This is a genomic window from Vibrio breoganii, from assembly GCF_001677275.1.
Classification (GTDB): Bacteria; Pseudomonadota; Gammaproteobacteria; order Enterobacterales; family Vibrionaceae; genus Vibrio; species Vibrio breoganii.
The window spans coordinates 1,267,101-1,289,034 of sequence record NZ_CP016177.1; the positions used below are offsets into that span (position 1 = coordinate 1,267,101).

22 protein-coding genes are annotated in these 21,934 nt (G+C 44.4%); 10 read left to right on the top strand and 12 right to left on the bottom strand.

Annotated elements, in window-relative coordinates; genetic code table 11:
* Positions 1 to 93: 93 nt before the first annotated feature.
* Positions 94 to 3,123, top strand: a complete 3,030-nt coding sequence (ydiJ, locus tag A6E01_RS05955) for a D-2-hydroxyglutarate dehydrogenase YdiJ (protein WP_026026087.1) — start codon at positions 94 to 96, stop codon at positions 3,121 to 3,123.
* Between the two features lie 67 nt (positions 3,124 to 3,190).
* Here ydiJ and A6E01_RS05960 read toward each other — a convergent pair whose 3' ends face one another.
* Complete coding sequence (locus tag A6E01_RS05960) at positions 3,191 to 3,709, bottom strand: phosphoribosyltransferase (protein ID WP_017027540.1); 519 nt, start codon at positions 3,707 to 3,709, stop codon at positions 3,191 to 3,193.
* A 268-nt stretch (positions 3,710 to 3,977) separates the two neighbouring features.
* On the opposite strand from A6E01_RS05960, the gene A6E01_RS05965 reads away from it, so the two are divergent.
* The gene (locus A6E01_RS05965) at positions 3,978 to 4,361 is read left to right on the top strand and encodes a hypothetical protein (protein ID WP_065209797.1); all 384 of its coding nucleotides are present in this window, start codon (positions 3,978 to 3,980) and stop codon (positions 4,359 to 4,361) included.
* 32 nt (positions 4,362 to 4,393) lie between these two features.
* On the opposite strand, the gene A6E01_RS05970 is transcribed toward A6E01_RS05965, so the two are convergent.
* Positions 4,394 to 5,395, bottom strand: coding sequence for a metal-dependent hydrolase (locus tag A6E01_RS05970; protein WP_065209798.1), 1,002 nt, complete (start codon positions 5,393 to 5,395; stop codon positions 4,394 to 4,396).
* Between the two features lie 256 nt (positions 5,396 to 5,651).
* Complete coding sequence (locus A6E01_RS05975) at positions 5,652 to 6,125, bottom strand: peroxiredoxin (RefSeq protein WP_017027538.1); 474 nt, start codon at positions 6,123 to 6,125, stop codon at positions 5,652 to 5,654.
* A 416-nt stretch (positions 6,126 to 6,541) separates the two neighbouring features.
* Here A6E01_RS05975 and A6E01_RS05980 point away from each other — a divergent pair, with 416 nt between their 5' ends.
* Positions 6,542 to 7,309, top strand: coding sequence for a homocysteine S-methyltransferase family protein (locus tag A6E01_RS05980; protein ID WP_237334503.1), 768 nt, complete (start codon positions 6,542 to 6,544; stop codon positions 7,307 to 7,309).
* 94 nt (positions 7,310 to 7,403) lie between these two features.
* Here the strand turns inward: A6E01_RS05980 and A6E01_RS05985 are convergent, their stop codons facing one another.
* Both A6E01_RS05985 and A6E01_RS05990 read right to left on the bottom strand, forming a co-directional pair.
* On the bottom strand, positions 7,404 to 7,595 hold the full coding sequence (locus A6E01_RS05985; protein ID WP_017027536.1) for a hypothetical protein: 192 nt from the start codon (positions 7,593 to 7,595) through the stop codon (positions 7,404 to 7,406).
* Positions 7,596 to 7,812: 217 nt separating this feature from the next.
* Positions 7,813 to 8,133 (bottom strand): DUF4144 family protein, encoded by a 321-nt coding sequence (locus A6E01_RS05990; RefSeq protein ID WP_065209799.1) that lies wholly within the window; start codon positions 8,131 to 8,133, stop codon positions 7,813 to 7,815.
* Between the two features lie 186 nt (positions 8,134 to 8,319).
* Between A6E01_RS05990 and A6E01_RS05995 the strand changes: the two genes are divergently transcribed.
* Complete coding sequence (locus tag A6E01_RS05995) at positions 8,320 to 8,976, top strand: HAD family hydrolase (protein WP_065209800.1); 657 nt, start codon at positions 8,320 to 8,322, stop codon at positions 8,974 to 8,976.
* 112 nt (positions 8,977 to 9,088) lie between these two features.
* On the opposite strand, the gene A6E01_RS06000 is transcribed toward A6E01_RS05995, so the two are convergent.
* Positions 9,089 to 10,402 carry a 6-phospho-beta-glucosidase gene (locus A6E01_RS06000; protein ID WP_065209801.1) on the bottom strand — a complete coding sequence of 438 codons (1,314 nt, stop codon included), beginning with the start codon at positions 10,400 to 10,402 and terminating at the stop codon, positions 9,089 to 9,091.
* A 120-nt stretch (positions 10,403 to 10,522) separates the two neighbouring features.
* Between A6E01_RS06000 and A6E01_RS06005 the strand changes: the two genes are divergently transcribed.
* Positions 10,523 to 11,500 carry a LysR substrate-binding domain-containing protein gene (locus A6E01_RS06005; RefSeq protein ID WP_065209802.1) on the top strand — a complete coding sequence of 326 codons (978 nt, stop codon included), beginning with the start codon at positions 10,523 to 10,525 and terminating at the stop codon, positions 11,498 to 11,500.
* 86 nt (positions 11,501 to 11,586) lie between these two features.
* Here the strand turns inward: A6E01_RS06005 and A6E01_RS06010 are convergent, their stop codons facing one another.
* A complete protein-coding gene (locus A6E01_RS06010; RefSeq protein WP_065209803.1) occupies positions 11,587 to 12,294 on the bottom strand; it encodes a DUF3581 domain-containing protein in 708 nt (235 codons plus the stop codon).
* A gap of 337 nt (positions 12,295 to 12,631) precedes the next feature.
* On the opposite strand from A6E01_RS06010, the gene thrS reads away from it, so the two are divergent.
* The 4 genes from thrS to rplT all read left to right on the top strand — a co-directional run bounded on the left by thrS (position 12,632) and on the right by rplT (position 15,811).
* Positions 12,632 to 14,560: a threonine--tRNA ligase gene (gene thrS / locus A6E01_RS06015; protein ID WP_017027532.1), complete on the top strand. Its 1,929-nt coding sequence runs from the start codon at positions 12,632 to 12,634 to the stop codon at positions 14,558 to 14,560.
* 3 nt (positions 14,561 to 14,563) lie between these two features.
* Complete coding sequence (infC, locus tag A6E01_RS06020; protein ID WP_082961343.1) at positions 14,564 to 15,118, top strand: translation initiation factor IF-3; 555 nt, start codon at positions 14,564 to 14,566, stop codon at positions 15,116 to 15,118.
* 103 nt (positions 15,119 to 15,221) lie between these two features.
* Positions 15,222 to 15,416 carry a 50S ribosomal protein L35 gene (gene rpmI / locus A6E01_RS06025; protein ID WP_017027530.1) on the top strand — a complete coding sequence of 65 codons (195 nt, stop codon included), beginning with the start codon at positions 15,222 to 15,224 and terminating at the stop codon, positions 15,414 to 15,416.
* A 41-nt stretch (positions 15,417 to 15,457) separates the two neighbouring features.
* Complete coding sequence (rplT, locus tag A6E01_RS06030; RefSeq protein ID WP_004401084.1) at positions 15,458 to 15,811, top strand: 50S ribosomal protein L20; 354 nt, start codon at positions 15,458 to 15,460, stop codon at positions 15,809 to 15,811.
* A 140-nt stretch (positions 15,812 to 15,951) separates the two neighbouring features.
* On the opposite strand, the gene A6E01_RS06035 is transcribed toward rplT, so the two are convergent.
* Both A6E01_RS06035 and A6E01_RS06040 read right to left on the bottom strand, forming a co-directional pair.
* Positions 15,952 to 16,881: a LysR family transcriptional regulator gene (locus A6E01_RS06035; protein WP_065209804.1), complete on the bottom strand. Its 930-nt coding sequence runs from the start codon at positions 16,879 to 16,881 to the stop codon at positions 15,952 to 15,954.
* Positions 16,882 to 16,927: 46 nt separating this feature from the next.
* Positions 16,928 to 17,410 (bottom strand): GNAT family N-acetyltransferase, encoded by a 483-nt coding sequence (locus A6E01_RS06040; RefSeq protein ID WP_017027528.1) that lies wholly within the window; start codon positions 17,408 to 17,410, stop codon positions 16,928 to 16,930.
* A 221-nt stretch (positions 17,411 to 17,631) separates the two neighbouring features.
* Between A6E01_RS06040 and A6E01_RS06045 the strand changes: the two genes are divergently transcribed.
* Entirely contained in the window at positions 17,632 to 18,468 is an 837-nt protein-coding gene (locus A6E01_RS06045) for a sulfurtransferase (RefSeq protein ID WP_065209805.1), read from the top strand.
* A gap of 48 nt (positions 18,469 to 18,516) precedes the next feature.
* Here A6E01_RS06045 and A6E01_RS06050 read toward each other — a convergent pair whose 3' ends face one another.
* The 3 genes from A6E01_RS06050 to A6E01_RS06060 all read right to left on the bottom strand — a co-directional run bounded on the left by A6E01_RS06050 (position 18,517) and on the right by A6E01_RS06060 (position 21,923).
* Entirely contained in the window at positions 18,517 to 19,566 is a 1,050-nt protein-coding gene (locus A6E01_RS06050) for a YadA C-terminal domain-containing protein (protein WP_065209806.1), read from the bottom strand.
* Positions 19,567 to 19,781: 215 nt separating this feature from the next.
* The gene (locus A6E01_RS06055; protein ID WP_065209807.1) at positions 19,782 to 20,867 is read right to left on the bottom strand and encodes a PQQ-dependent sugar dehydrogenase; all 1,086 of its coding nucleotides are present in this window, start codon (positions 20,865 to 20,867) and stop codon (positions 19,782 to 19,784) included.
* Positions 20,868 to 20,879: 12 nt separating this feature from the next.
* Positions 20,880 to 21,923 carry a DUF3080 family protein gene (locus A6E01_RS06060; protein ID WP_237334504.1) on the bottom strand — a complete coding sequence of 348 codons (1,044 nt, stop codon included), beginning with the start codon at positions 21,921 to 21,923 and terminating at the stop codon, positions 20,880 to 20,882.
* Positions 21,924 to 21,934 lie beyond the last annotated feature (11 nt).

The following is a 21,934-nucleotide window of genomic DNA, read 5'->3' on the forward strand; positions in this document are numbered from 1 at the left end:
GAATAAATCATGTAAAGTGTTAGAAAATCGAACGAATTACTAAAGATCATGCCGAGCACAATGGAGTAGAGCGTGATTATCGCAGGAAGCAATATGTTACCAAGACTCAACCAAGACTCTTCTATCAATTCAATTGTCGAACGCTATCTATCTGAGCTGCAACAAAAAGGCTTTCAGGGTGATATCGAAACTCAGTATGCTAGCAGGTTAGCTGTTGCTACTGACAACAGCGTTTATCAACAACTGCCACAAGCGGTAGTACACCCTAAAACCCAGCATGATGTCGAGTTGCTAGCACAGCTTGGTAATGAGCCTGACTTTCATACTGTTCGATTTTCTCCTCGTGGCGGCGGTACGGGTACAAACGGTCAGTCCTTAACTGAAGATATCGTGGTAGATCTTTCTAGGCATTTGAATCAACTGATTGAAATCAATGTAGAAGAAGGGTGGGTAATTGTAGAAACAGGCATGGTCAAAGATAAGCTGAACGACCTTGTTAGACCGCACGGCTTTTTCTTCTCTCCAGAACTTTCTACCAGCAACCGCGCTACCGTTGGTGGCATGATAAATACCGACGCCTCAGGACAAGGTTCATTACGCTACGGAAAAACCTCCGATCATGTACTGGGGCTCACCGCTGTTTTGGCTGATGGTTCAGTACTGGATACCGAGCAATGGAAGAGTGTTAAAGAGAGCACCTTCGCTGAAGCTGCTGTAAATGAAACCCAAAGGATCTGTCGAGAGCATCGCGCTGCTATTGAAGAACGCTTCCCACCGTTAAACCGCTTTCTAACGGGCTACGACTTAAAAAATTCGCTACAAGATGACGAGTTTCTGCCAGAACGAGTGCTGTGTGGATCTGAGGGTTCTCTCGGTTTTATCACTCGAGCTAAGCTTAATCTAACGCCGATTCCTAAGTCTCGCGTATTGGTGAACGTTAAGTACGACAGTTTTGATTCAGCGCTGCGCTCGGCAACCATGATGGTGGAAGCCAATGCACTGTCTGTTGAGACTATAGATTCAATTGTTCTCAACTTGGCAAAGCAAGACATTGTTTGGCACACGGTGAGCGACCTATTGACCGAGGTACCTGGACAAGAGTTATTGGGCGTTAATATTGTTGAGTATGCAGGTAATGATGTTGCCGAAATAGACCAGCAAGTCAGTGCGCTTTGTTCAAGGCTCGATTCGATGATAGAGAGCGAAGAAGCAGGAATAATTGGCTATCAAGTCTGCCGTGACTTAGGCAGTATCAACAAGATCTATGGCATGCGCAAAAAAGCGGTAGGTTTGCTAGGGGCGACAAAGGGCGCTGCTAAGCCGGTTGCTTTTGCCGAAGATACCTGTGTGCCCCCTGAAAATCTAGCGGATTTCATTGTCGAGTTTCGCGCACTGTTAGACGCTCATAATCTGCGCTATGGCATGTTTGGTCACGTAGATGCTGGCGTACTTCACGTTAGGCCAGCACTGGATATGTGCGATCCAAAGCAAGAAGAGTTAATGCATCAAATCTCCGATCAAGTGGTTGCCTTAGTTGCCAAATATGGCGGATTGATGTGGGGTGAACACGGCAAAGGCTTCCGCTCAGAATACGGCCCGGAATTCTTTGGTGAACACCTTTTTGAGCAATTACGCCGTGTTAAGGGATCCTTTGATCCACTCAACAAGATGAACCCAGGCAAGATTTGTACCCCGCTAGAGTCTGATGATGAACTGGTAAAAGTGAAAGGCGTCAAGCGTGCGCATTTTGATCGTCAGATCCCTGTTACCGTCCGCGATAGCTTTAATGGTGCAATGGAGTGTAATGGTAACGGCTTGTGCTTTAACTACGATGTTGCATCACCAATGTGTCCATCAATGAAGGTACTTGCCGACAGACGTCATTCGCCTAAGGGTAGGGCGGGTATCGTTCGAGAATGGCTACGCCAGTTGTCGGAACAAGGCGTTGATATACTCGATCTAGAAAGTAAAACTCTGAAAGGCTCATTGTCTTTAAAGAGCATGCTAGATCGAATGACTAACCGCTTTAATAAGCGACACCATTATGATTTCTCTCATGAAGTGTATGAGGCGATGCAAGGCTGTTTAGCGTGTAAAGCCTGTGCCACTCAGTGTCCTATCAAAGTCGATGTGCCAAACTTTAGGGCGCGCTTCCTCAACTTGTATCACTCTCGTTATCAAAGGCCTCTTAAGGACTACTTTGTCGCTAATATTGAGTCCTTGCTTCCGGTAATGGCACTGTCGCCAAAGATTGTGAATACAGTGCTTGATGCGGGTTGGGTTCAGTCGTTAGTGTCTTCAACGGTCGGTTATGTGGATGCGCCATTGCTGTCTTCTCCGACATTGAAGCAACGTCTGAAGAGCCAACACGTTGAAAAATACGATCATCAAAAGCTTTCAAGCTTAAGCGATGAGCAAAAACAGCGTCATGTGATTGTGGTACAAGACCCGTTTACCAGCTACTACGATGCCCAAGTGGTGGATGATTTTGTGTCTTTGTTGGTGAAGCTTGGATTTATTCCAGTAATGCTACCGTTTAAGCCCAATGGCAAGGCACAGCACATCAAAGGCTTCTTGAAGCAATTCACTGATACAGCGCAAAATACCTCACAATTCCTTGCTGAGGCTGCCAAGCTCAAAATGCCGATGGTGGGAGTAGATCCTGCGTTAGTGCTTTGCTATCGCGATGAATACAGAGAAACCCTGAAAAAAGATTGCCCTGATTTTTCCGTAAATACAGTGCATGAATGGCTACTTCCACAGTTGGAGACGCTTCCTTCTCGCGACAGTAACAGTCAAGAACCTTGGTACTTGCTCGCGCACTGTACTGAGAAAACCATGCTACCCAACGCGGAAAAAGAGTGGGGAGCAATCTTCAATCACTTCGGCGCTTCACTTGCGGCTGTGCCTGTTGGCTGTTGTGGTATGGCAGGTACCTTTGGCCATGAGGCTGATAAATTGCAATGGTCAAAAGACATCTATGGATTAAGTTGGAAGCCAAGCTTCGAGCGCTTACCTATAGAACGCTGTTTGGTTACGGGATACTCGTGCCGAAGTCAGGTGAAACGCTTTGAAGGTACAGTGGTTAAGCACCCACTCCAAGCGCTGTTAGAAGTGCTTTAAATAATAGAAAAGCGGGGTTTTACCTCGCTTTTTTCTTTTCCATTAGACGTTAGATTTACACCGCTGATTACTTTATTAGCTTTGAAACGTAAGGAACATTTCTTAATTTATCTTTCCAAGGTAGTCCATAGCCGACGAGCAAGTCATCATTTTCCATCTCATAAGCAAAATATTGCGCTACGGGTATCTCTACTCGGCCTGGCTTTACAAACAACGTTGCGATTGAGATTGAGTTAATCTCGTAATTGTCTGAAATATACTCCACTAACCTTTTCATGGTGCCACCAGATTCAATGGCATCGTCGATCATAATGACGTCCTTACCCTGAATTGATACGTTCTCATGGTATACGATTGAAGAGGCGTTGTTGCTATCGCCGGGGGTATGGGGGCAAGAGATAGTATCCATCTTTAAATCAAAGCTGAGGTTACGAACCAAATCAGCGGTAAATAAGATGCCACCAGGAACAACAGTGATCACTACCGCATCATCGAACTCTTCGTTTAGCTTATCTGCTACAATTTTCGCCCCAACCCGAATCTGCTGCTCACTTAGCACCAACTCACCGATATGTTTTGATTTCATTCCAAATTCCTAAATTTTCTGTCGCAAGATAATCTGTTTTATACAAATCAAATTGTGCATGGTCCTCTAATGTTGCCATTTTTCATCCCTAATTACAGTCAAAAATTCATTAATTTTAATCAGTGATGGGACTATGTTTTAAGCATATTTACCTTCAAAAGAGGAAATATACAGTGTAAAAGTTTACCGCAATTTATATTACTACCTGTGGTTACAATATTAAGGCGTTTGATTCTACTTAGTCATTCAACCTTAAAGCAAAGCCACTATGAACCAGAAAGCAAAACAACTTTTACAGCACTTGTGCGCTGAATACGATAGATTATCCGAAGAATTCAAATCTCGTTCGTTCCCTGAATTTTCAGAAACCATTACCCACTCATTGGGACATTGCTTTGTTCTATGCCCCGTTGGTAGTCAGCGTTTTTCAATCGTGTCGATTAACTTTGATCCTTGTGTGAGAGGGCAAGGGGTTCTAACCGAGTTTATCGATTATGTGAAACAGCACCCTTACCATTACCAAGGGGTTGAAGTGGCAACTATCGAGAATAAAAGCTTGGCAAAGCGGCTACGATCTCATGGGTGGAAGTACAAATCTCTGTTTGGCAAAGTTTTCTTTTCTAACACGCCGACGCTCATCCAGGATTTTTAGTGAGTCTATTGCTTTCATACCCAATGATTCGTTTAAAAGTCCGTTAGCATACGTAAAAAGCCTTTCCTAGACTCTGGGGTGTTGTCTCTGTGGGTTGCGTACTCAACATGCGCGTTTGCATCTGCCGTCGATGATAGATTGATACTCCACAGGGCTCTAATTTCGTTGGGCACCATAGAGTAACGCACATCTATAATTCTAAATTTATCGGTAGGATCTTGCGCTAGAAAACCATTTGAAAATTGACTGAATCGCTCGATGTCTTTCGCTTGTTGAGAGTGAGGGTCTAGCCAAGGAAAGTCTTTAGTCACGTTTAGCTTGTCGATGGATTCGCCAGAATACGTTTTTACCGATGTCCCCAATCTGACCGCGTCCACATAATATTTATCTTCTGTTTCGTAGATGACCTTCCACAATAAGATATTAGCGAATGTAGGTTTTGCTTCTAAGCGCAGCGGGGCATGTTGTCGCTCTTTAGCTAATTGCCATCCTCGCGCTTCTGCTCTGTCTCGCTGGATCACCCCAAGAGTTAGATAGATTAAACCCCATAGAAGGGCAATGCGTGCTAATACAGGCTTTTTCTTAAGTGTCGCAAATACCAGCAAAATCAATATGGGTAGGGTGAATGCAGGGTCAATAACGGAAATGGTATTCCATGCAAAACGTTCACTGGTTAGTGGCCAAAATAGCTGAGTGCCGTAGGAGGTACAGGAATCAAGTAGCCCATGTGTGCCATAACCTAACGCGCAAAACCCCCAGCTTTGCTTAAACGAGAGGCCACGCTTGTTCGCTATTAGCCAATGTAAAACCAATGCACAAATAAAACTGCCAATGGGGATAAACAGCAGTGAATGCGTAAACTGTCGATGAAATTCCAAAAACAATAGTGGATCGCTCGATGAACGAATAAGCACATCCAAATCTGGCGCCATCCCAGCAAGCAGGCCTAATACACCAGCAACAACGACATGCTGTTTCTTACTCAACGACTGAGGCACAGAAGCCCCGAGCAATCCTTGCGTTAATGGGTCCATTAATTTCTCTTCGGTAGGTGTTGCTTGATACACGCAGTGCAACTCGTTTTAAAACTGAATCTAGTTTAGAAACAAGGTTACTCTTTAGCATAGATTAATCGTATTGGGTTGAGATGGAATAGAGTCCTAAATTGACAAAAGGGTTTAGGTTGTGGATGTCTCTTAAGACATGCTGGGACAAGACCACCAACTTGCTATGCTAAAACAAAAATCGGAAGCCATTGCCTCCGATTTGTCTATCTACAGGTCAAGCCATCTACAATGTGGCTAATATGGTTTCAGCCGTACTCGCTTCAAACTCACCTTGCTTTTCAACGTTCAGAGTTGTCACTACGCCATTATCGATCACCATTGCATAGCGTTGTGAGCGAACGCCACCAAAACCAGCGGTATCCATTTCGAGTCCTAACGCTTTGGTGAACGAGGCATTACCGTCCGCCAGCATAGTGATTTCTGATGCATTTTGAGACTTCGCCCAAGCGTCTAGTACAAAAGCGTCATTGACCGAGATACAGGCAATCAAATCAACGCCTTTGGCTTGCAGCTGGTCTGCTAACACAATATAGCCAGGCAGATGTGCTTCGGAGCAAGTAGGTGTAAAGGCCCCCGGTACTGCAAACAGAGCCACTTTCTTATTAGCAAACAGCTCGTTAGTCGAGTGTTGCTGCATTCCATCGGTAGTGAGTTGGCTCAAGGTGCCTGTTGGTAGGGTTTGGCCTTGTTTAATCATGACATTACCATCCTTTGTATGAGTGAAGGATCAGTGTAACCGTGATTACTAAGATTCGCTAACGGTGCTGGGTAACTGGATCCCTAGAGCCAACAGTTCGTAAACATCAGTTGCTACTTGTGTGCAACCATGCAGGGAGCTCACGTTGCTGGGGACTCCCTAGACGTTGTTTCAAACTCTAAACTACAAATGAGCCTACCGCTTGTGAACTAGTCTTATGCACACAACACTATTTAGGAACGCACACTATGGTGAATCATCGGCGGCATTTAATTGAAGACATGACAATACCTACTCTTTGTTACACCGGAATAGATACGGAACTGCTCTTCACTCATAACTAACCTCTTCTTGGATATGCGTCTTACCCGCTTCTCGCCAAGTCGTCGACTCGTACAATAATAGAAAAGATGTATATGGACCTTATAGCGCTGGCAAAACGCTATCAAACAGCCGTTATCTTGGATGCGATGACATGGATAGCCAGTTCACAACGAGGAGCAATGATTGGTCTTAATGAACATCAGCTACGAGATTTCAATTTAGATGCCATCGACCTAATGGCGCAAGTGCGAGATAGATGTGGTGATTTACCTACACTGCTCTCTGCACAAATCGGCCCCCGAGAGGACGGGTATCAAGCAAATAATCAGATGTCTGCAAACGAATCTCTAGGCTATCACTCAACACAGATAGACACCTATAAGTTGACTAAAGCTGACTTTATTACAGCCTCTACACTGAGTTACCCCGAAGAAGCTGCAGGGATAGTCTTAGCAGCAAAAAGCGCTAACATACCTGTTGTTGTCTCTTTTACCGTCGAACTCGATGGTAACCTACCGAACGGACAATCGCTTGAAGACGCGATAGCCAAGGTTGATGGATTAACTAAGCGTTACGCGTCTTACTTTATGATTAACTGCGCCCATCCATCGCACTTTTCACATAGTTTCACCCAGCAACCATGGGAGCAACGCATTAAAGGTATCGTGGTTAATGCTTCAAAATGCAGCCATGCAGAATTGGATAGGTGCGAAACATTGGATTCAGGTGATCCTTTCTCATTGGGCAAGGAAGTTGCAAAGATTTGCCGTCAAAATACTCAGATATCAGTAGTGGGTGGATGCTGTGGGACGAACCTTGATCATCTAGAACAGATCATGAAAAATCTACGCGAGAGTTGATGGTCAATAAGACGAAGAAATATCGAAAATGATAGGTATCGTACAAAGGACTTGTTAGAAGTTTCTGCTTTGAGCTTAGTTGCTGTAAGGGCTTTTAATCAGAAGTCTTGCTCTTTTTGATGTACTTATACACCGCCCAAATAAGATAACCCGCAACGCCGACGATAAGTGCTGAGCGAATCAGAATAGGGGCGTCATGCTCTAGTTCATTAACGTGCGGGACTATGCTCGCGTACAGTCGAGTGGTGAAAAGCAATCCCATTATTAGCATAAAAACTTTGTTCATGTGACCGGCCTTTATATCAATGCTTTGTACAGAACAATGTAATCGTGAATGCCTTCTCATTGAGAGCAGGTTTTGTCCTGTTTGGATTTAGAAGAATGCGCTTCTTAAGCAGGCTCGTCAACGCGACATGCGTTTATAACAGGTAAGCTAATTTTCCAGATTTGGAAATGCTCTATGCTTGGCTGGGCCAACTCGCTCGGAAATGAAGGTTCATACACTATCCTTCAAACTGAAGTGATTGTATGGCTTCTTCTACGGACAGGAACTGTATCTTGGTCAGGCACATTTCTGCTTTGGAAAATTCATGTTCTTGAATCAATTGAGTAACCGATTGCAGCGATAGCGGTGCTTCAATCGATTCAAATAGATATTCGTCGCCTCTTTGTTTGATGGTGTAACTTTGACCTGTGCTATCAATCAGACAATCGGCACTACCCCAAATGAGCCCTTCTAATTCTTGATTTAACGTTAACATTGAGTCGATAAATAGTAGCTCAGAGTCACCGTCCAACTTTAAAATACATGGCCATTGAATCATCGTCTTCCTCACGAAAAAAACCTACAATCCTGTTTTTCTACCGTAACATTAACCCTCTAGGAGTTCTACTTATCGCAGTCTGTGGATTCATTCTCAAGGTTATTCTGAAGAGGATAGGCAGTTTGATGATTTGCTATATGAGATAATTTTAGTAGTATCTCGTTTCCTGATTTTCGAGATAACACTATGACCTTTAAAGCCGCAATTTTTGATATGGATGGATTGCTTCTTGATACTGAGCGCGTGTGTATGAATGCGTTTGAAAAAGCATGCCATACATTGGATCTCGAATTTTTGAAGCCGGAGTACCTTGCAATGATTGGCCAAAATGCTCAGGGCGTGGAGCGTACTATCCGTGACGGTTATCCTGATGATTTGGATTACCCAGCACTGCGTAAAGTGTGGATGGAGTACTACCACGATGTCACGCATCATCAGGCTATTCCCATTAAAGAGGGAGTGCTTGAGCTTCTTGATTGGCTAAAGGGCAATAACATACCGATAGCAGTCGCTACATCTACAGAGTTAAGCTTGGCGAAAACAAAGCTTAAACTGGCTGGACTAGAGAGTTACTTCGATGTTCTGGCTTGTGGGTGTGAGGTGACTCATGGTAAGCCCGATCCTGAGATCTATTTATTGGCTGCAAGTAGATTGAATATAGATCCACAGCAATGTTTAGGTTTTGAGGATTCAAACAATGGCGTGCGCTCAGGTATTGCCGCAAATCTGCAAATGTACCAAGTCCCAGACCTAGTCTCTCCAACTGACGAGATAGTCGCGCTAGGCCATCAAATTCTTCCTTCAATGCTTGATGTACTGCAGCATCTAAAACAAGCGGGTTGAGTTTCCAATTAGCGGTAATCTAGGCTGTTTAAAATAACAAAATGCATTGCGAAGGTAAGACCTTCTGCAATGCATTTATCAACGGTTTGCTTATTGATTTACGCTTTAAAATTTAGCGAAACTGAGGCATGTAGTCCAAGTTTGCTTGGATAGTTTCCTCTAGCGCTTTCTCCAAGATTGAACCTGTAGTCACCAGTGGATTCAATATCAAGGCTCTATGCGCCGCGTTACGATTGCCAGTTACAGCAGCTTCAACCGTTAATGATTCAAACTCTTTTAGTACCTGAATGAGACGCAAGGTATCACTAGGGAAGGGCGCCACACTGAGAGGTACAGGACCTGATTTTGTGATCATGCTGCTAACTTCTACGGTGCAGTCATCAGGCAGGCCTTGGATAGTGCCGTTATTGCGTGTATTAACATGCATGATGGTACGCTTGTCGTTGTAAATAGAGCTCATCAGTTCGCAGGCCGCTTCTGAATAATATTGACCACCACGCTTTTCTAGCTCTTTTGGTTTTTCGTTTAGCTCAGGGTTTTGATAGATATCGAACAGGCGTCTTTCCATGGCTTTCACCACTTCGCCACGAGTACCTTCACCGCTGGCTTCTTGTTGTTCTTGCTCCATGATGTCTTCGCTAGTGTAGTAGTAGCGTAAGTAAGCGCATGGAATCATGCCCATGTTGCGCAGTAATTCTGGTGGCCACTCAAACTTAGGGATGTTTTGTGGAACCAAAGGATCGTTTCCAGATAGCATGGCATCTACCACATCTTGAAGCTTATCTTGACCGTTATGTAAAACTTGGCGAGCCCAGATAAAGTGGTTAAGCCCTGCAACTTGCAATACGAAGTCTTGCTCATCCGCTCCTAGTATTTGAGCGATGCCTTTTTGCATGATGACAGGTACATTACACAGACCAACGGCTTTTACCTTGGTGTGCTTTAAAATAGCCTCAGTAACCATGCCCGATGGGTTGGTAAAGTTAAGCAGCCATGCATCAGGGCACAACTCTTCCATTTCACTGCATATTTCTAAGGCGATAGGGATAGTGCGGCACGCATTGGCAAACCCACCCAGGCCATTGGTTTCTTGACCAATCATTCCATATTTAAGCGCAATACGTTCATCACGAATACGACCCTCTAAACAGCCAGCGCGGAATTGAGAACAAACAAAATCAGCATCTTTAAGTGCAGGCTTACGATCTAGGCTGACATGGACATTGATGTGCGACATGCCGTTCTTCGCCAACATGCGACGAGTGAGCTCTCCAATAATCCTTACTTTCTCTGCACCATCTTCAATATCAACCAACCACAACTCACCAATGGGTAGCTCGTGGTTACGCTTGATCAGACCTTCAATAAGCTCTGGTGTGTAACTAGAGCCTGCGCCAATAATAGTGATTTTTAGGTTCTTGTTCATCGTGATGATTCTCGCTATGGATAAGATGGTTTAATTTAAAAGCATTAGGCGTGCCTTTACAAACCAGTAATAAAAAGCTATGAATTAGCAAGGCTAATCCATGGGTAATATCAAAGCACTATGAATAAAAATCAACAAATGCTATCCAATATGTACACCTTCGCCATTGCAGGAAAATCACTTAGCTTTACCAAAGCAGGAGAAGAACTGTTTATAACGCAAGGCGCGGTAAGCCAGAGAATAAAATCCCTCGAAGCACAATTGGGCTTTAGTTTGTTTGTCAGAATGACGCGCCGTTTGGAGCTTACGAAAGAGGGAGAGCGATTACTTCATGCATTGAATCAATCATTCGAGGTCATCTTTTCTGAGTTAGAAGACATTAAGTTTGATGAGTTACGTGGTGAGCTATACATAGGTGTTGCGCCCACTTTTGGACAAAAATGGTTGCTGCCAAGGCTTAAGAGTTTCCAAAACAAGTATCCAAATTTGAATGTGAAGCTGAGGGTAAAAGCCAGTCGATTGGACTTCCAGCATGAGCCTGTCGATATCGCGATCTATTACAGCAAAGAGGACCATCATGGCTTTCATCATCAAAAACTCTACGATGAAGCGCTTGTTCCAGTGTGTAGCCAAGAGTACTTCAATGCGCACTTTGGCAATGAGGTGCCAAGCGTAGAGCAATTTTCACAAGCGACATTGCTGCACTGCACCGAGTCGTTGGAAGGTGGCGAGCCGGGAAAAGAATGGTCAATCTGGCTTGATAAGCAATCGCAACATGAGCTTAAGTCATTTGATGCAATGCAGCGCACCTATCACTTTAACCACTCAGATATGGCGATGATCGCCGCTAAAAACAGCATGGGAATAGCAATAGCGAGGGCATCACTAATACAAGAGTATTTAGATAGGGGTGAATTAATTGCACCATTTGAGCGAGTAAGTGCAGGGCGCGCCTACGATCTGATCTGTCTAAAGGGCCAACAAGACAGACCAAGGATTTCAGCATTCATTGCATGGTTGACGACCCAAGTAGCACAAGAACAAGAATTGCAGGAAGAGAGAAAGGGAAGGAAAGTTTTTCTGACGGCTGACGGCTGACGGCTGACGGCTTTAAGCCAGAAGTTAAAAAGGGCCTAATAGCATTAAGCTCTAGACCCTTTCTCAATTGTTAACGGTAACGCCTGTTACTTATTAAAGTTTGTTTTCGCTGCGTTGAACTTGTCTACGTAAGCCATCATGTCTTCTTCAACCCAAGGGATAAGACCGCTAGCAATCATTCGTTTACTACCTGTACCGATAACTTGACCGTCTCCCTTAAACTCGAAGTTCAGGGTGACTACACCGCGTTTACCATTCACATCAAAGGTGGCGCTAGACAGTTCTACTGTCGGCTCCTTGATATCAAAGCGATCAAACTCAAGCTTCATGCTTTCATAAATGATAAGAGGGCGTTTAGTGTTGAACATCATTTGCTCTTCTTTCATAAGAGGAACCATGATGTGAGGGAAGTTCATGCCTGAAAATTGTACATAGCCACGAATTACATTCTCAATGAGCTCAGCATCGGTGCAGATGTCACCACGACGCTCCATGCTCAGATATTCTTTGCCTTTTTTATCTACCACCGCGCTGTTTTCATCACAGGCGTGATCTAACTGTAATTCAACGCTATCACCCACCATTCCAGAGAAGGTGAATTTCATGTTCTGGCTTAGTCCCTCATTCTGCAGTAATACCGCGAATAATAGGTCACCGGGTACGCAGAAACGCTTGTTGTCTTCATCATGTATAGGGTTGAAGTCACCCGCAACACCTTTAGCAAAATCACTTGCTTGCTTGCGAGTAAAATGAATTGATGAATTATCACTTACGAAGTACGGGGATAGAAACATAGTTACAGCTTAAATCTTTGTTATTAGTAGATATGTGAATGGAGTATATCAAAGTGTAAAAACTTAATGGTCTATCCAGTATATAAATGTGTGCATAACTGTGTAACTTAACGTGTTGAATTACGGGATTAAAGCCGTGTAATCCGGCATTTTGGTTGTTATTTGAGTGATTTTGGTTACAATGCTCAGCTTGCTGTTATTTGAATCCAATCACATCAGTAATTGTGAAGGACTTAATGGCCATTTCTTTGGCTCTTGTATTCTAGGCATTGAACGCAAGAGATTAACTTAAAACATGTGTTGCTTCGTATGTAACACCACTGGAATAGGACTTAAAATGCCTGTAATTACTCTTCCTGACGGCAGTCAGCGTCAATTTGACAACCCTGTATCAACTCTAGATATCGCAGCTTCTATCGGCCCTGGTCTTGCAAAAGCAACCATCGCTGGTCGTGTTGATGGCGAGCGCGTTGATGCTTGTGATCTTATCGAACAAGATGCAAGCCTAGAAATCATTACTGCAAAAGATGAAGTTGATGGTCTTGAGATCGTGCGCCACTCATGTGCTCACCTTCTTGGTCATGCAATCAAACAGCTTTACCCTGATGCGAAAATGGCTATTGGTCCAACGATCGATAACGGTTTCTACTACGACATCGATATGGAGCATCACCTTACGCAAGAAGATTTAGAAAAAATCGAAAAGCGTATGAAAGAGCTTGCTAAGACCAAGTATCAAGTTGTTAAGAAAAAAGTCAGCTGGCAGGAAGCTCGCGATGCATTTGAAGCACGCGGTGAAACCTACAAGATTGAAATCTTGGATGAGAACGTTTCTAAAGACGATCGTCCAGGTCTTTACCACCATGAAGAATACATCGACATGTGTCGTGGTCCACACGTACCGCACATGGGCTTCTGCCAACACTTTACGCTACTTAACGTAGCAGGTGCATACTGGCGTGGTAACAGCGACAACAAGATGCTACAGCGTATCTACGGTACTGCATTCCACGACAAGAAAGCTCTTAAGGCGCACCTAACACGCCTTGAAGAAGCGGCTAAGCGTGACCACCGTAAGATTGGTAAGCATCTAGACCTGTTCCACATGCAGCAAGAAGCACCGGGTATGGTGTTCTGGCACCACAATGGTTGGTCTATCTTCCGTGATCTAGAAGTATTCATTCGTCAAAAACTGACTGAATACGATTACCAAGAAGTAAAAGGTCCTCTAATGATGGATCGTGTTCTTTGGGAACGCTCTGGTCACTGGGACAAATACGCTGACGCGATGTTCACAACGAACTCAGAAAACCGTGAATACGCGATTAAGCCAATGAACTGCCCAGGTCACGTTCAGATCTTTAACCAAGGTCTAAAATCGTACCGCGATCTACCGCTACGTATGGCTGAGTTTGGCTCATGTCACCGTAACGAACCGTCAGGTGCGCTACACGGCATCATGCGTGTTCGTGGCTTTACTCAGGATGATGCACACATCTTCTGTACTGAAAGCCAGATCCAAGATGAAGTGATTAGCTGCATCAAGATGGTCTACGATACGTACCAAACATTCGGCTTCGATAACATCGTAGTTAAGCTGTCTACACGCCCTGAAAAGCGCGTAGGTTCTGATGAAATCTGGGATGAATCAGAAAAAGCACTAGAGCAAGCTCTGCAATCTTTGGATATCGCTTATGAGATCCAAGAAGGCGAGGGTGCGTTCTACGGACCGAAAATTGAATTTACTTTGTATGATTGTCTGGATCGTGCGTGGCAATGTGGTACAGTGCAACTCGATTTCAACTTACCAGGCCGTTTAGGTGCAACTTATGTCGGTGAAAACAACGAACGTTTAGTTCCTGTTATGATTCACCGTGCAATTTTGGGTTCACTTGAGCGTTTCATCGGTATCTTAATCGAAGAATACGCTGGTTTCTTCCCAACGTGGTTGGCGCCAGAACAAGCGGTAATTTTGAATATTACTGACAAACAGTCAGAATATGTACAAGAAATCGTACAAAAATTGCAAAAAAGTGGAATTAGAGCCAAAGCGGACTTGAGAAATGAGAAGATTGGCTTTAAAATCCGCGAACATACTTTAAAACGTGTACCGTACATGTTGGTTGTCGGCGACCAAGAAATGGAAGCTGGCGAGATTGCAGTACGTACTCGTAAGGGTAAGGACCTAGGCAAGTTCAAAGTGGATGATTTTATCTCTTACATCCAAGCCGAGGTTTCAAACCGTAAGCTCAATCTGGAGGAATAAGCTATTAAAGGCGGAAGACGTGGTCAACAACAACCGGCCAAACAAAACCAGCATCGTTTAAACGATGAAATCCGAAGCGTTCGTGAAGTTCGTTTAAGTGACGCCGAAGGCGAACCAGTAGGTATCGTTACTTATCAAGAAGCGCAGACTATAGCAGACGAAGCTGGTATGGATCTCGTAGAGATCAGCCCTAACGCCGAGCCACCAGTTTGTCGTGTGATGGACTATGGTAAATTCCTCTTTGAAAAGAGCAAAGCTCTTAAAGAGCAAAAGAAGAAGCAAAAGCAGATTCAGATTAAGGAAGTAAAATTCCGTCCTGGAACTGATATTGGAGACTATCAGGTAAAACTACGCAACCTGACGCGTTTCCTAGAAGACGGCAACAAAGTGAAGGTAACAATTCGCTTCCGTGGCCGCGAAATGGCACACCAAGACATCGGTGTAGACGTTCTGAAGCGACTGAAAGAAGATACAGTAGAATTTGCTGTTGTTGAATCTTTCCCTAGCCGAATTGAAGGTCGTCAGATGATCATGGTGCTAGCCCCTAAGAAGAAGTAATTACAGGCCTGCAAGTAATGTAACCTCGCTGCTGTATGCGGCGGGGTTTTATTCGCCCTAATTACTATTGTTTAATTAACTCAACAATGCGGAGTTATTCATCATGACTAAGATGAAAACCAACAAAGGTGCTGCTAAGCGTTTTAAGAAAACTGCTGGTGGTATCAAATTTAAGCACGCTGGTAAACGTCACATCTTGACTAAGCGTACTACTAAGAACAAGCGTCAGCTACGTCCAAATGCAATCCTTCCTAAGTGTGAAGTGGCTGCAGTTATTCGTATGATGCCATACGCTTAATTCTTTTTAGTTTATAATTCGTTTAGTTTAGGAGAAGCATAATGCCTCGCGTAAAACGTGGTGTACAAGCTCGTGCACGTCATAAGAAAGTTCTAAAACAAGCTAAAGGTTACTACGGAGCACGTTCACGTGTTTACCGCGTAGCTTTCCAAGCAGTTACTAAAGCTGGTCAATACGCATACCGTGACCGTCGCAACAAAAAGCGTCAGTTCCGTCAGCTATGGATCGCTCGTATCAATGCTGCATCTCGCCAGAATGGTCTATCTTACAGCCGTTTCATCAACGGTCTTAAGAAAGCATCTATCGAGATCGACCGTAAGATCCTTGCGGATATCGCGGTATTCGACAAAGCTGCATTCGCAGTTCTAGTTGAAAAAGCAAAAGCTGCTCTATAATTTTTAGAACACCAAAGCTTTATTTAAAGGAGACCTTAGGGTCTCCTTTTTTATTGCTTATAATTCCTAGCTGATAGCTGATAGCTGATAGCTGATAGCTGATAGCTGATAGCTGATAGCTGATAGCTGATAGCTGCTATTCATTCCGACTGAAAGTGTTGCTTTCCAAGCTCAATGGATTTGCTTAGGTCGTCTTTAATCAGCGGTAAGCAAAGCTCTCTAAACCACTGATGCTCTGGATCGTTATTATAACGAGCGTGCCAAAGTAGGTAATAGCTGTGTTCGTCGGTATCAAAGGGGACGGGCTTAACAACCAAGTCTCTATCGGCAAAGCCTGCGGCAATGTGCAGGGGAACCGTCATCAATGTTTGGGTGAGGAGCAAGGCTTCGACACCAGAATCAAACGAGGGGACGGTGGCGAATATGTGCCTCTTTTGTCCAGCATCTGCGATCAGTCGATCCACTTCTCTTTGTTTATCAACGACGCCATTCACCAAAATGTGTTTAGCATCGGCGTAGCGCTTTGTGGTCATCGACATATCGGCTAGGGGATGTGAGGCCGACATCAGCACAACGTACTTATCGCCTCCAAGACGTTTGCCGTACAGATTGTCCGGGATCTCTTCTGCCATGGTCGCTACCACATCAACACTTCCCTTATGCAACTCACTAAGGTCTTCACTTTGCCAAAGTTGCGTCGTTAAACTGGATAAAGGGGACTGCTCCTCTAATTGCTGGCAAATAACCGGCAGTATCTTAGGGGCAATGAAGGCGTTGAAGGCGAGGGTAAAGCGGCGAGTGATTTCTTTGGGAATGATTTCTTCTGGGGAATAGAGTCGGTTTAGCCTTTGCAAGAGTTCAGGTAACTCTTTTTGTAAGTGGGTAGCACGCTGACTCAGTGAGAATTGATTGCCTTCACGGATCAATATGGGATCACCGAAGGCATCTCGGATCTGCAGGAGTGTTTTGCTCATTGCCGACTGACTGACATTAAGCTCTTGGGCAGAGAGTGTCAGGTTGCGGGTTTTGAGCAATGAATCCAGCGCGATTAACAGCTTATAATTGTGCATCTTTTCATCCTTGATAAGATTCAAACCATCCAACGGGCGGTAATTACTACAACGTTTTTAGCATCCACACGTCACACATATTGTGTAGCGTTCCTTCTAACGGAGCAGATAGATGCTCAAAACCGAGCTTTTCATAAAGACGCACTGCAGAATTCATATTAGATAGAGTATCTAAATAGCACTGAGTGAAACCTTGCTCTTTGGCAAACTCTAAACAGTGGTTAGACAGGGCTTTGCCTAGACCTAGTCCTCTTGCTCCCTCTAGTAGAAACAATTTTTTTAATTCACAAGTCGATGAGCCTTCAGTAAAGGGTGCAACGCCACAACCGCCCACCACTACACCATCTTTAAGCGCGACAAAGTAACGGCTCTTGTTCTCTAGCGTGTAGTATCGACTCATATTCTCTACTTCAGGATCTGAAGGGCCATAGCCTTCACCAACGGCGCCAAATTCCTCACCTACTTTCTTGATGACCTCTTTTACAACAGGATCAAACTCTGGGCTTATGCTTACGATTTCTAAAGACATAGGATTTCCTCATTCTCTATTATTCTTGGTCTGTAGTAACAAGTTACCGTTATTTATCGCTATAGAGAAATGGATAAAATGACTACTTAGTATGAATTTTTATCAAGTCTAGCAGAAATGGGAGAATTATTATCATGCTAATTTACTGAGCATTGTACTTGTCACAAGGGTTGGTTTGATAAATACTGAGTTGTTATGAATCAGTATTTTAGGGATAAGAGATGAGCAATGTGTTGGTTGATTGTGCTTGGCTAAACGAGCATTTAGATGATAAAGATCTGGTACTGCTTGATGCCTTTATGCTGAAGGTCGTGGGCAAAGAACCTATTGAGTACCCAGAGTTCGTCACCATTCCCGGCGCGTTGCCCTTTGATATTGAAAATGATTTTTGTAACAACGAATCGACGCAGCTGCACGCACTTCCTACCTCACAACAATTTACTGAACAGGTTCAGAAGCTAGGCATTAACAAGCAAAGTAAGGTCGTGATCTTCGATAATCAAGGCATTTATAGCGCTCCTCGCGCATGGTGGACGTTTAAAGTGATGGGCTTTGACAATGTGAAGGTGTTAGATGGCGGACTACCTGCGTGGATTGAGAAAGGGTACCCAACCACTTCCGCTTATGCAGAAGCTTCTGGCAAAGGCGATTTTGTCGCTAGCTACGATTCAAATAAAGTGACTGACTATCAAACGGTACTATCAGAGCTAAACAATCCTCAACAATTGGTTGTCGATGCCAGAGGCAGCGCGAGGTTTAATGCCGAAGTAGCAGAGCCAAGACCAGGCGTTAGAGCGGGGCGAATCCCTAATTCTGTGAATCTTCCTTTTGCATCGCTAATGGAAGGGAATGGGTTTAAATCGAAACAGGTACTATCACAGCTGTTCTCGAATGTTGATACTGCTGACTCTGAGCGTATGGTGTTTTCCTGTGGCTCGGGGATCACCGCTTGTATTCTGATCTTGGCGGCTCATGAAGTGGGTCTATCCAACACCATTTTATACGATGGCTCTTGGGCGGAATGGGGCTCTAATGAGGCACTTCCGCTAGGAAAGTAAACAAAAAACGAGGAGCCATAAAGGCTCCTTTTTTCGTGAACTTATTTGTTAGAACTCATAACCCACACCAGCGTATGCACTCATTGATTCTGTTGCTGTGTCGTAAGCGCCACCGAGTTTTGCAGTAAAGTTCTCGGTGAATCGTTCACCGACACCTACAGCAACCGCTTGTGCATCACCGTGATAACCCACTGCGGCAGTAACCGCGAATTTACCTACACCATATGGGTCAACTAGACCTGCAAAAGCAGCTGATTCGGCATACGCACCATCTACGTTTTTAGCCATTTGTTCGAAGTCTTCTCGTAAATCTTGAAGATCTGCGCTGTTTTGTGCCACTTTCTCAGAGTTTTGCTCAACCATAGCGCGGTTCTGCTGAGCCATCGCTTCTGCATGTGTGGCGTGATCATTCGCATTGGCTACTTGTTTCTGCTGATTACGCAGAGTCTGCGTATGAGCATCGAGAGTGTGTTTATGTTCTGCTAGCGTTGCTTCATTACGCTCAACCATAGCTCGGTTCTCTAGTGAGTGATTCGCATTTTCCGTTACTCCTTGCGAGTTGGCATTAGCGGCGCGAGCATTGGCTTTAACTTGCACATCTTGACGATCAAGATTCGCTTTATTTTCCAAGGCGTGACCAGCATTCTCAGTTAACTGTTGACGCTGTGCATCTTGCTGACGTTGCACTCGTCCTAACCACTGATTGTTGTTGTGAGCAGTTTCCGCGTTACCTAGCGCTGCTACGTGGTTTACATCGGCTTGTTTTTGCACTCGCCCTAACCACTGATTGTTGTTGTGAGCAGTTTCCGCATTGCCTACCGCTGCTACGTGGTTTGCATCGGCTTGTTTTTGCACTCGCCCTAACCACTGATTGTTGTTGTGAGCAGTTTCCGCATTACCTACCGCTGCTACGTGGTTTGCATCGGCTTGTTTTTCCACTTGCCCTAACCACTGATTGTTATTGTGTGAGGTCTCTCCAGCTGCTACTGCTGTTCTGTGGTTCATCTCTACTTGCTGTTCTAGTGTCTGAGTCGCGAGTGCGTTTACTGAAACAGCTGTAACTGATAGAGCAAGTAGAGTTTTAGTTAGATTTTTCATTATATTCACCTTCAATTAAATGTTAGTTAGTGCCCGTTGTTGCTTCAGTTCGTTGGGCATGCATTTAATTTAGGTGTTTTCAGTCGCTCAGAAAAACGACATTTTGGAATAGGGGGTGTGAGATAATTTCATGTGCATTAGGTCTAGTAGTCTATTAATGCATTCTTTTAGTCAGCGTCGAAATATCTCACAGTTAACGCTTGTTGATAGGATAACTAGGGTAGCAGTCGCATCACCTTGCCACTGTCTGTGGTGATATACAGGTAATCATCAGGTGAGACTTGTATATCACGAATCCTTTCGCCTAAGTCTTCAAATAGGCGCTTCTCTTCAATCAGTTCCTTACCGTCTAACTTGATAACGTTGATGTGAGTGAGCTTTAAGGCGCCTGCGAGTAGCTTTCCATTAAGTTCTGGATAGCGTTCGCCTCGATACATAATGAGTGAGGAGGGCGCAATTGATGGGGTGTAAACAAGTGAAGGCGGTGTAACCCCTTCTTGGTACTCAGAGTCACCGACCATTAAAGGACCCCAGTATTCTTTGCCGTGAGAGGTCATGGGCCAGCCGTAGTTGTGTCCTTTCTCAATCCTGTTTATCTCATCTCCTCCACGAGGACCATGCTCGATTGCCCATAGTGTTTTTGTTACCGGGTCAAAGGTTATCCCTTGCGTATTTCTATGCCCATAGCTCCATATCTCAGGTAACGCATTGTCACTGCTTACATAGGGATTGTCTTTTGGTACTGAACCGTCAGCGTTAATACGTAGAATGGTGGCAGCATGATTAGAGATGTCTTGACCGTTATCCCTATCGCCTCTATCTCCAATGGAAAAATAGAGCATGCCCTCATCATCAAACACAATGCGGCTACCAAAATGTCTTCCGGTATCTGAGTGAGATTGGGTAGGCAGGATTTCCTTGAAATTACTGAGTGAACCCTTGGCATAGGTTGCTGAGGCTAGGGTAGTGCTCGGGCCTTTTTTATCATTCTGGCTGTAGGTGATGAACAACTGGCTGTTGTCTTTCGGGTTAAAGGCGAGGTCTAGCAGTCCGCCTTGACCACTAGCGTACACATCCTTAGGTTTGTACAGAGCTTTGACCTTTCCTGAGGGGATGTCCAGCTCCACGATAGAACCATTACGCTCGCTAATGACGGCGGTTTTACTATCGGCAAACTCGATTGACCAAGGCACTTTTAATCCAGTTGCTACGGTTTGCAAACTGTAGGCGTGGCTTAGGTTTACACAACCCAATGTTCCCAACGCGACTGCAAGTAAATGACTTTTTTTCAACCTAAGCATGCCTGTTTCCTTTTAGCGCGACTGTCCAACTTGATCCCCGCAACGCTTGAATAGTGACATCCAGTATTGTGCGTGATTGATTGTGGCTTGTTTATATTCAGTATATGCACTTTGTACAGGATGATGGTATTGCTTGTCGAGATTGACAGTATAAAGAATGTCGATGTGTGGAGACAAGGTATGGTAGGCGGAGTTAAGGTCAGCGAGGTAGGGCTGAATCTCCCCAACATAGTACTTCTGAAATACGTTTTTTAGTCTGCGATACTTGGTTGTGTCTCGGTTTTTTCCGCAGAATATAACGCTATCGTGCTGCTTAAGTTGTTGTGTACTCGCGTGCAAATAGACGGTCGCAGATTGCAAGGAATAGCTTATTCGGCCGAGTTGATCGTACTTTTCTATCTCTTCTTGATAACTAAGGATATCGAAGTATTCAGGCAGTTCTTCCTTAAGGTAAAGAGCGTGTAGCGTAGACAATGCTTGAAGCGCGCTTTGCAGGCTATACAGCCCTTGATTCGTCTCTTCTGTGTACCAGTTTGTTGAGAAGGCATTGGCGTAAAGAACGTCACTGCTGTAGAGAGTATTGGTGATATGTAACGGCAGTTCTTGCCACTTAACGGCATAGATCCTCTGTAGATCTTGGTTGAGCTCTGCGTTCAATTCATTCGTGGCTAGACACGATTTTAGTCCAATTAATAGTGCGACTTCGTACTCTAAGCTTCGGAACTGATCTTGCACCTTACCCAGTACCGTGTTTCTCTGTGCAACCAGCTCCATGAGATGACATTTAGAAAGCTGAAGGGCATCAACAAGCCCAACGGTTTGCCTAGAAGGTTGCTGAAAGAGGTCGCGCTTTCTTGGATACTCAGGGGGTGAAATTGCCACTTCCATCGCGTCTTTTTCTTGTACGTTCGCAAGGCGCTCAAGATAGTTCTCAAATTTAGCTTCAACGCTCGATGATCGATCACAACCCAACAAGGCTAGGCATGCTGCCATAGTAACAGTGATGGCGATTGCGCTTTTTGCTCCCTTCACAAACAGCCCTCGAATATTATTCATAACCACGTATA

What these genes read in the sequence shown, in the direction of transcription:
- ydiJ (WP_026026087.1), top strand. Translation starts at nt 94, where the DNA reads ATGTTACCAAGACTCAACCAAGACTCTTCTATCAATTCAATTGTCGAA.
- A6E01_RS05960 (WP_017027540.1), bottom strand. Translation starts at nt 3,709, where the DNA reads ATGAAATCAAAACATATCGGTGAGTTGGTGCTAAGTGAGCAGCAGATT.
- A6E01_RS05965 (WP_065209797.1), top strand. Translation starts at nt 3,978, where the DNA reads ATGAACCAGAAAGCAAAACAACTTTTACAGCACTTGTGCGCTGAATAC.
- A6E01_RS05970 (WP_065209798.1), bottom strand. Translation starts at nt 5,395, where the DNA reads ATGGACCCATTAACGCAAGGATTGCTCGGGGCTTCTGTGCCTCAGTCG.
- A6E01_RS05975 (WP_017027538.1), bottom strand. Translation starts at nt 6,125, where the DNA reads ATGATTAAACAAGGCCAAACCCTACCAACAGGCACCTTGAGCCAACTC.
- A6E01_RS05980 (WP_237334503.1), top strand. Translation starts at nt 6,542, where the DNA reads ATGGACCTTATAGCGCTGGCAAAACGCTATCAAACAGCCGTTATCTTG.
- A6E01_RS05985 (WP_017027536.1), bottom strand. Translation starts at nt 7,595, where the DNA reads ATGAACAAAGTTTTTATGCTAATAATGGGATTGCTTTTCACCACTCGA.
- A6E01_RS05990 (WP_065209799.1), bottom strand. Translation starts at nt 8,133, where the DNA reads ATGATTCAATGGCCATGTATTTTAAAGTTGGACGGTGACTCTGAGCTA.
- A6E01_RS05995 (WP_065209800.1), top strand. Translation starts at nt 8,320, where the DNA reads ATGACCTTTAAAGCCGCAATTTTTGATATGGATGGATTGCTTCTTGAT.
- A6E01_RS06000 (WP_065209801.1), bottom strand. Translation starts at nt 10,402, where the DNA reads ATGAACAAGAACCTAAAAATCACTATTATTGGCGCAGGCTCTAGTTAC.
- A6E01_RS06005 (WP_065209802.1), top strand. Translation starts at nt 10,523, where the DNA reads ATGAATAAAAATCAACAAATGCTATCCAATATGTACACCTTCGCCATT.
- A6E01_RS06010 (WP_065209803.1), bottom strand. Translation starts at nt 12,294, where the DNA reads ATGTTTCTATCCCCGTACTTCGTAAGTGATAATTCATCAATTCATTTT.
- thrS (WP_017027532.1), top strand. Translation starts at nt 12,632, where the DNA reads ATGCCTGTAATTACTCTTCCTGACGGCAGTCAGCGTCAATTTGACAAC.
- rpmI (WP_017027530.1), top strand. Translation starts at nt 15,222, where the DNA reads ATGACTAAGATGAAAACCAACAAAGGTGCTGCTAAGCGTTTTAAGAAA.
- rplT (WP_004401084.1), top strand. Translation starts at nt 15,458, where the DNA reads ATGCCTCGCGTAAAACGTGGTGTACAAGCTCGTGCACGTCATAAGAAA.
- A6E01_RS06035 (WP_065209804.1), bottom strand. Translation starts at nt 16,881, where the DNA reads ATGCACAATTATAAGCTGTTAATCGCGCTGGATTCATTGCTCAAAACC.
- A6E01_RS06040 (WP_017027528.1), bottom strand. Translation starts at nt 17,410, where the DNA reads ATGTCTTTAGAAATCGTAAGCATAAGCCCAGAGTTTGATCCTGTTGTA.
- A6E01_RS06045 (WP_065209805.1), top strand. Translation starts at nt 17,632, where the DNA reads ATGAGCAATGTGTTGGTTGATTGTGCTTGGCTAAACGAGCATTTAGAT.
- A6E01_RS06050 (WP_065209806.1), bottom strand. Translation starts at nt 19,566, where the DNA reads ATGAAAAATCTAACTAAAACTCTACTTGCTCTATCAGTTACAGCTGTT.
- A6E01_RS06055 (WP_065209807.1), bottom strand. Translation starts at nt 20,867, where the DNA reads ATGCTTAGGTTGAAAAAAAGTCATTTACTTGCAGTCGCGTTGGGAACA.
- A6E01_RS06060 (WP_237334504.1), bottom strand. Translation starts at nt 21,923, where the DNA reads ATGAATAATATTCGAGGGCTGTTTGTGAAGGGAGCAAAAAGCGCAATC.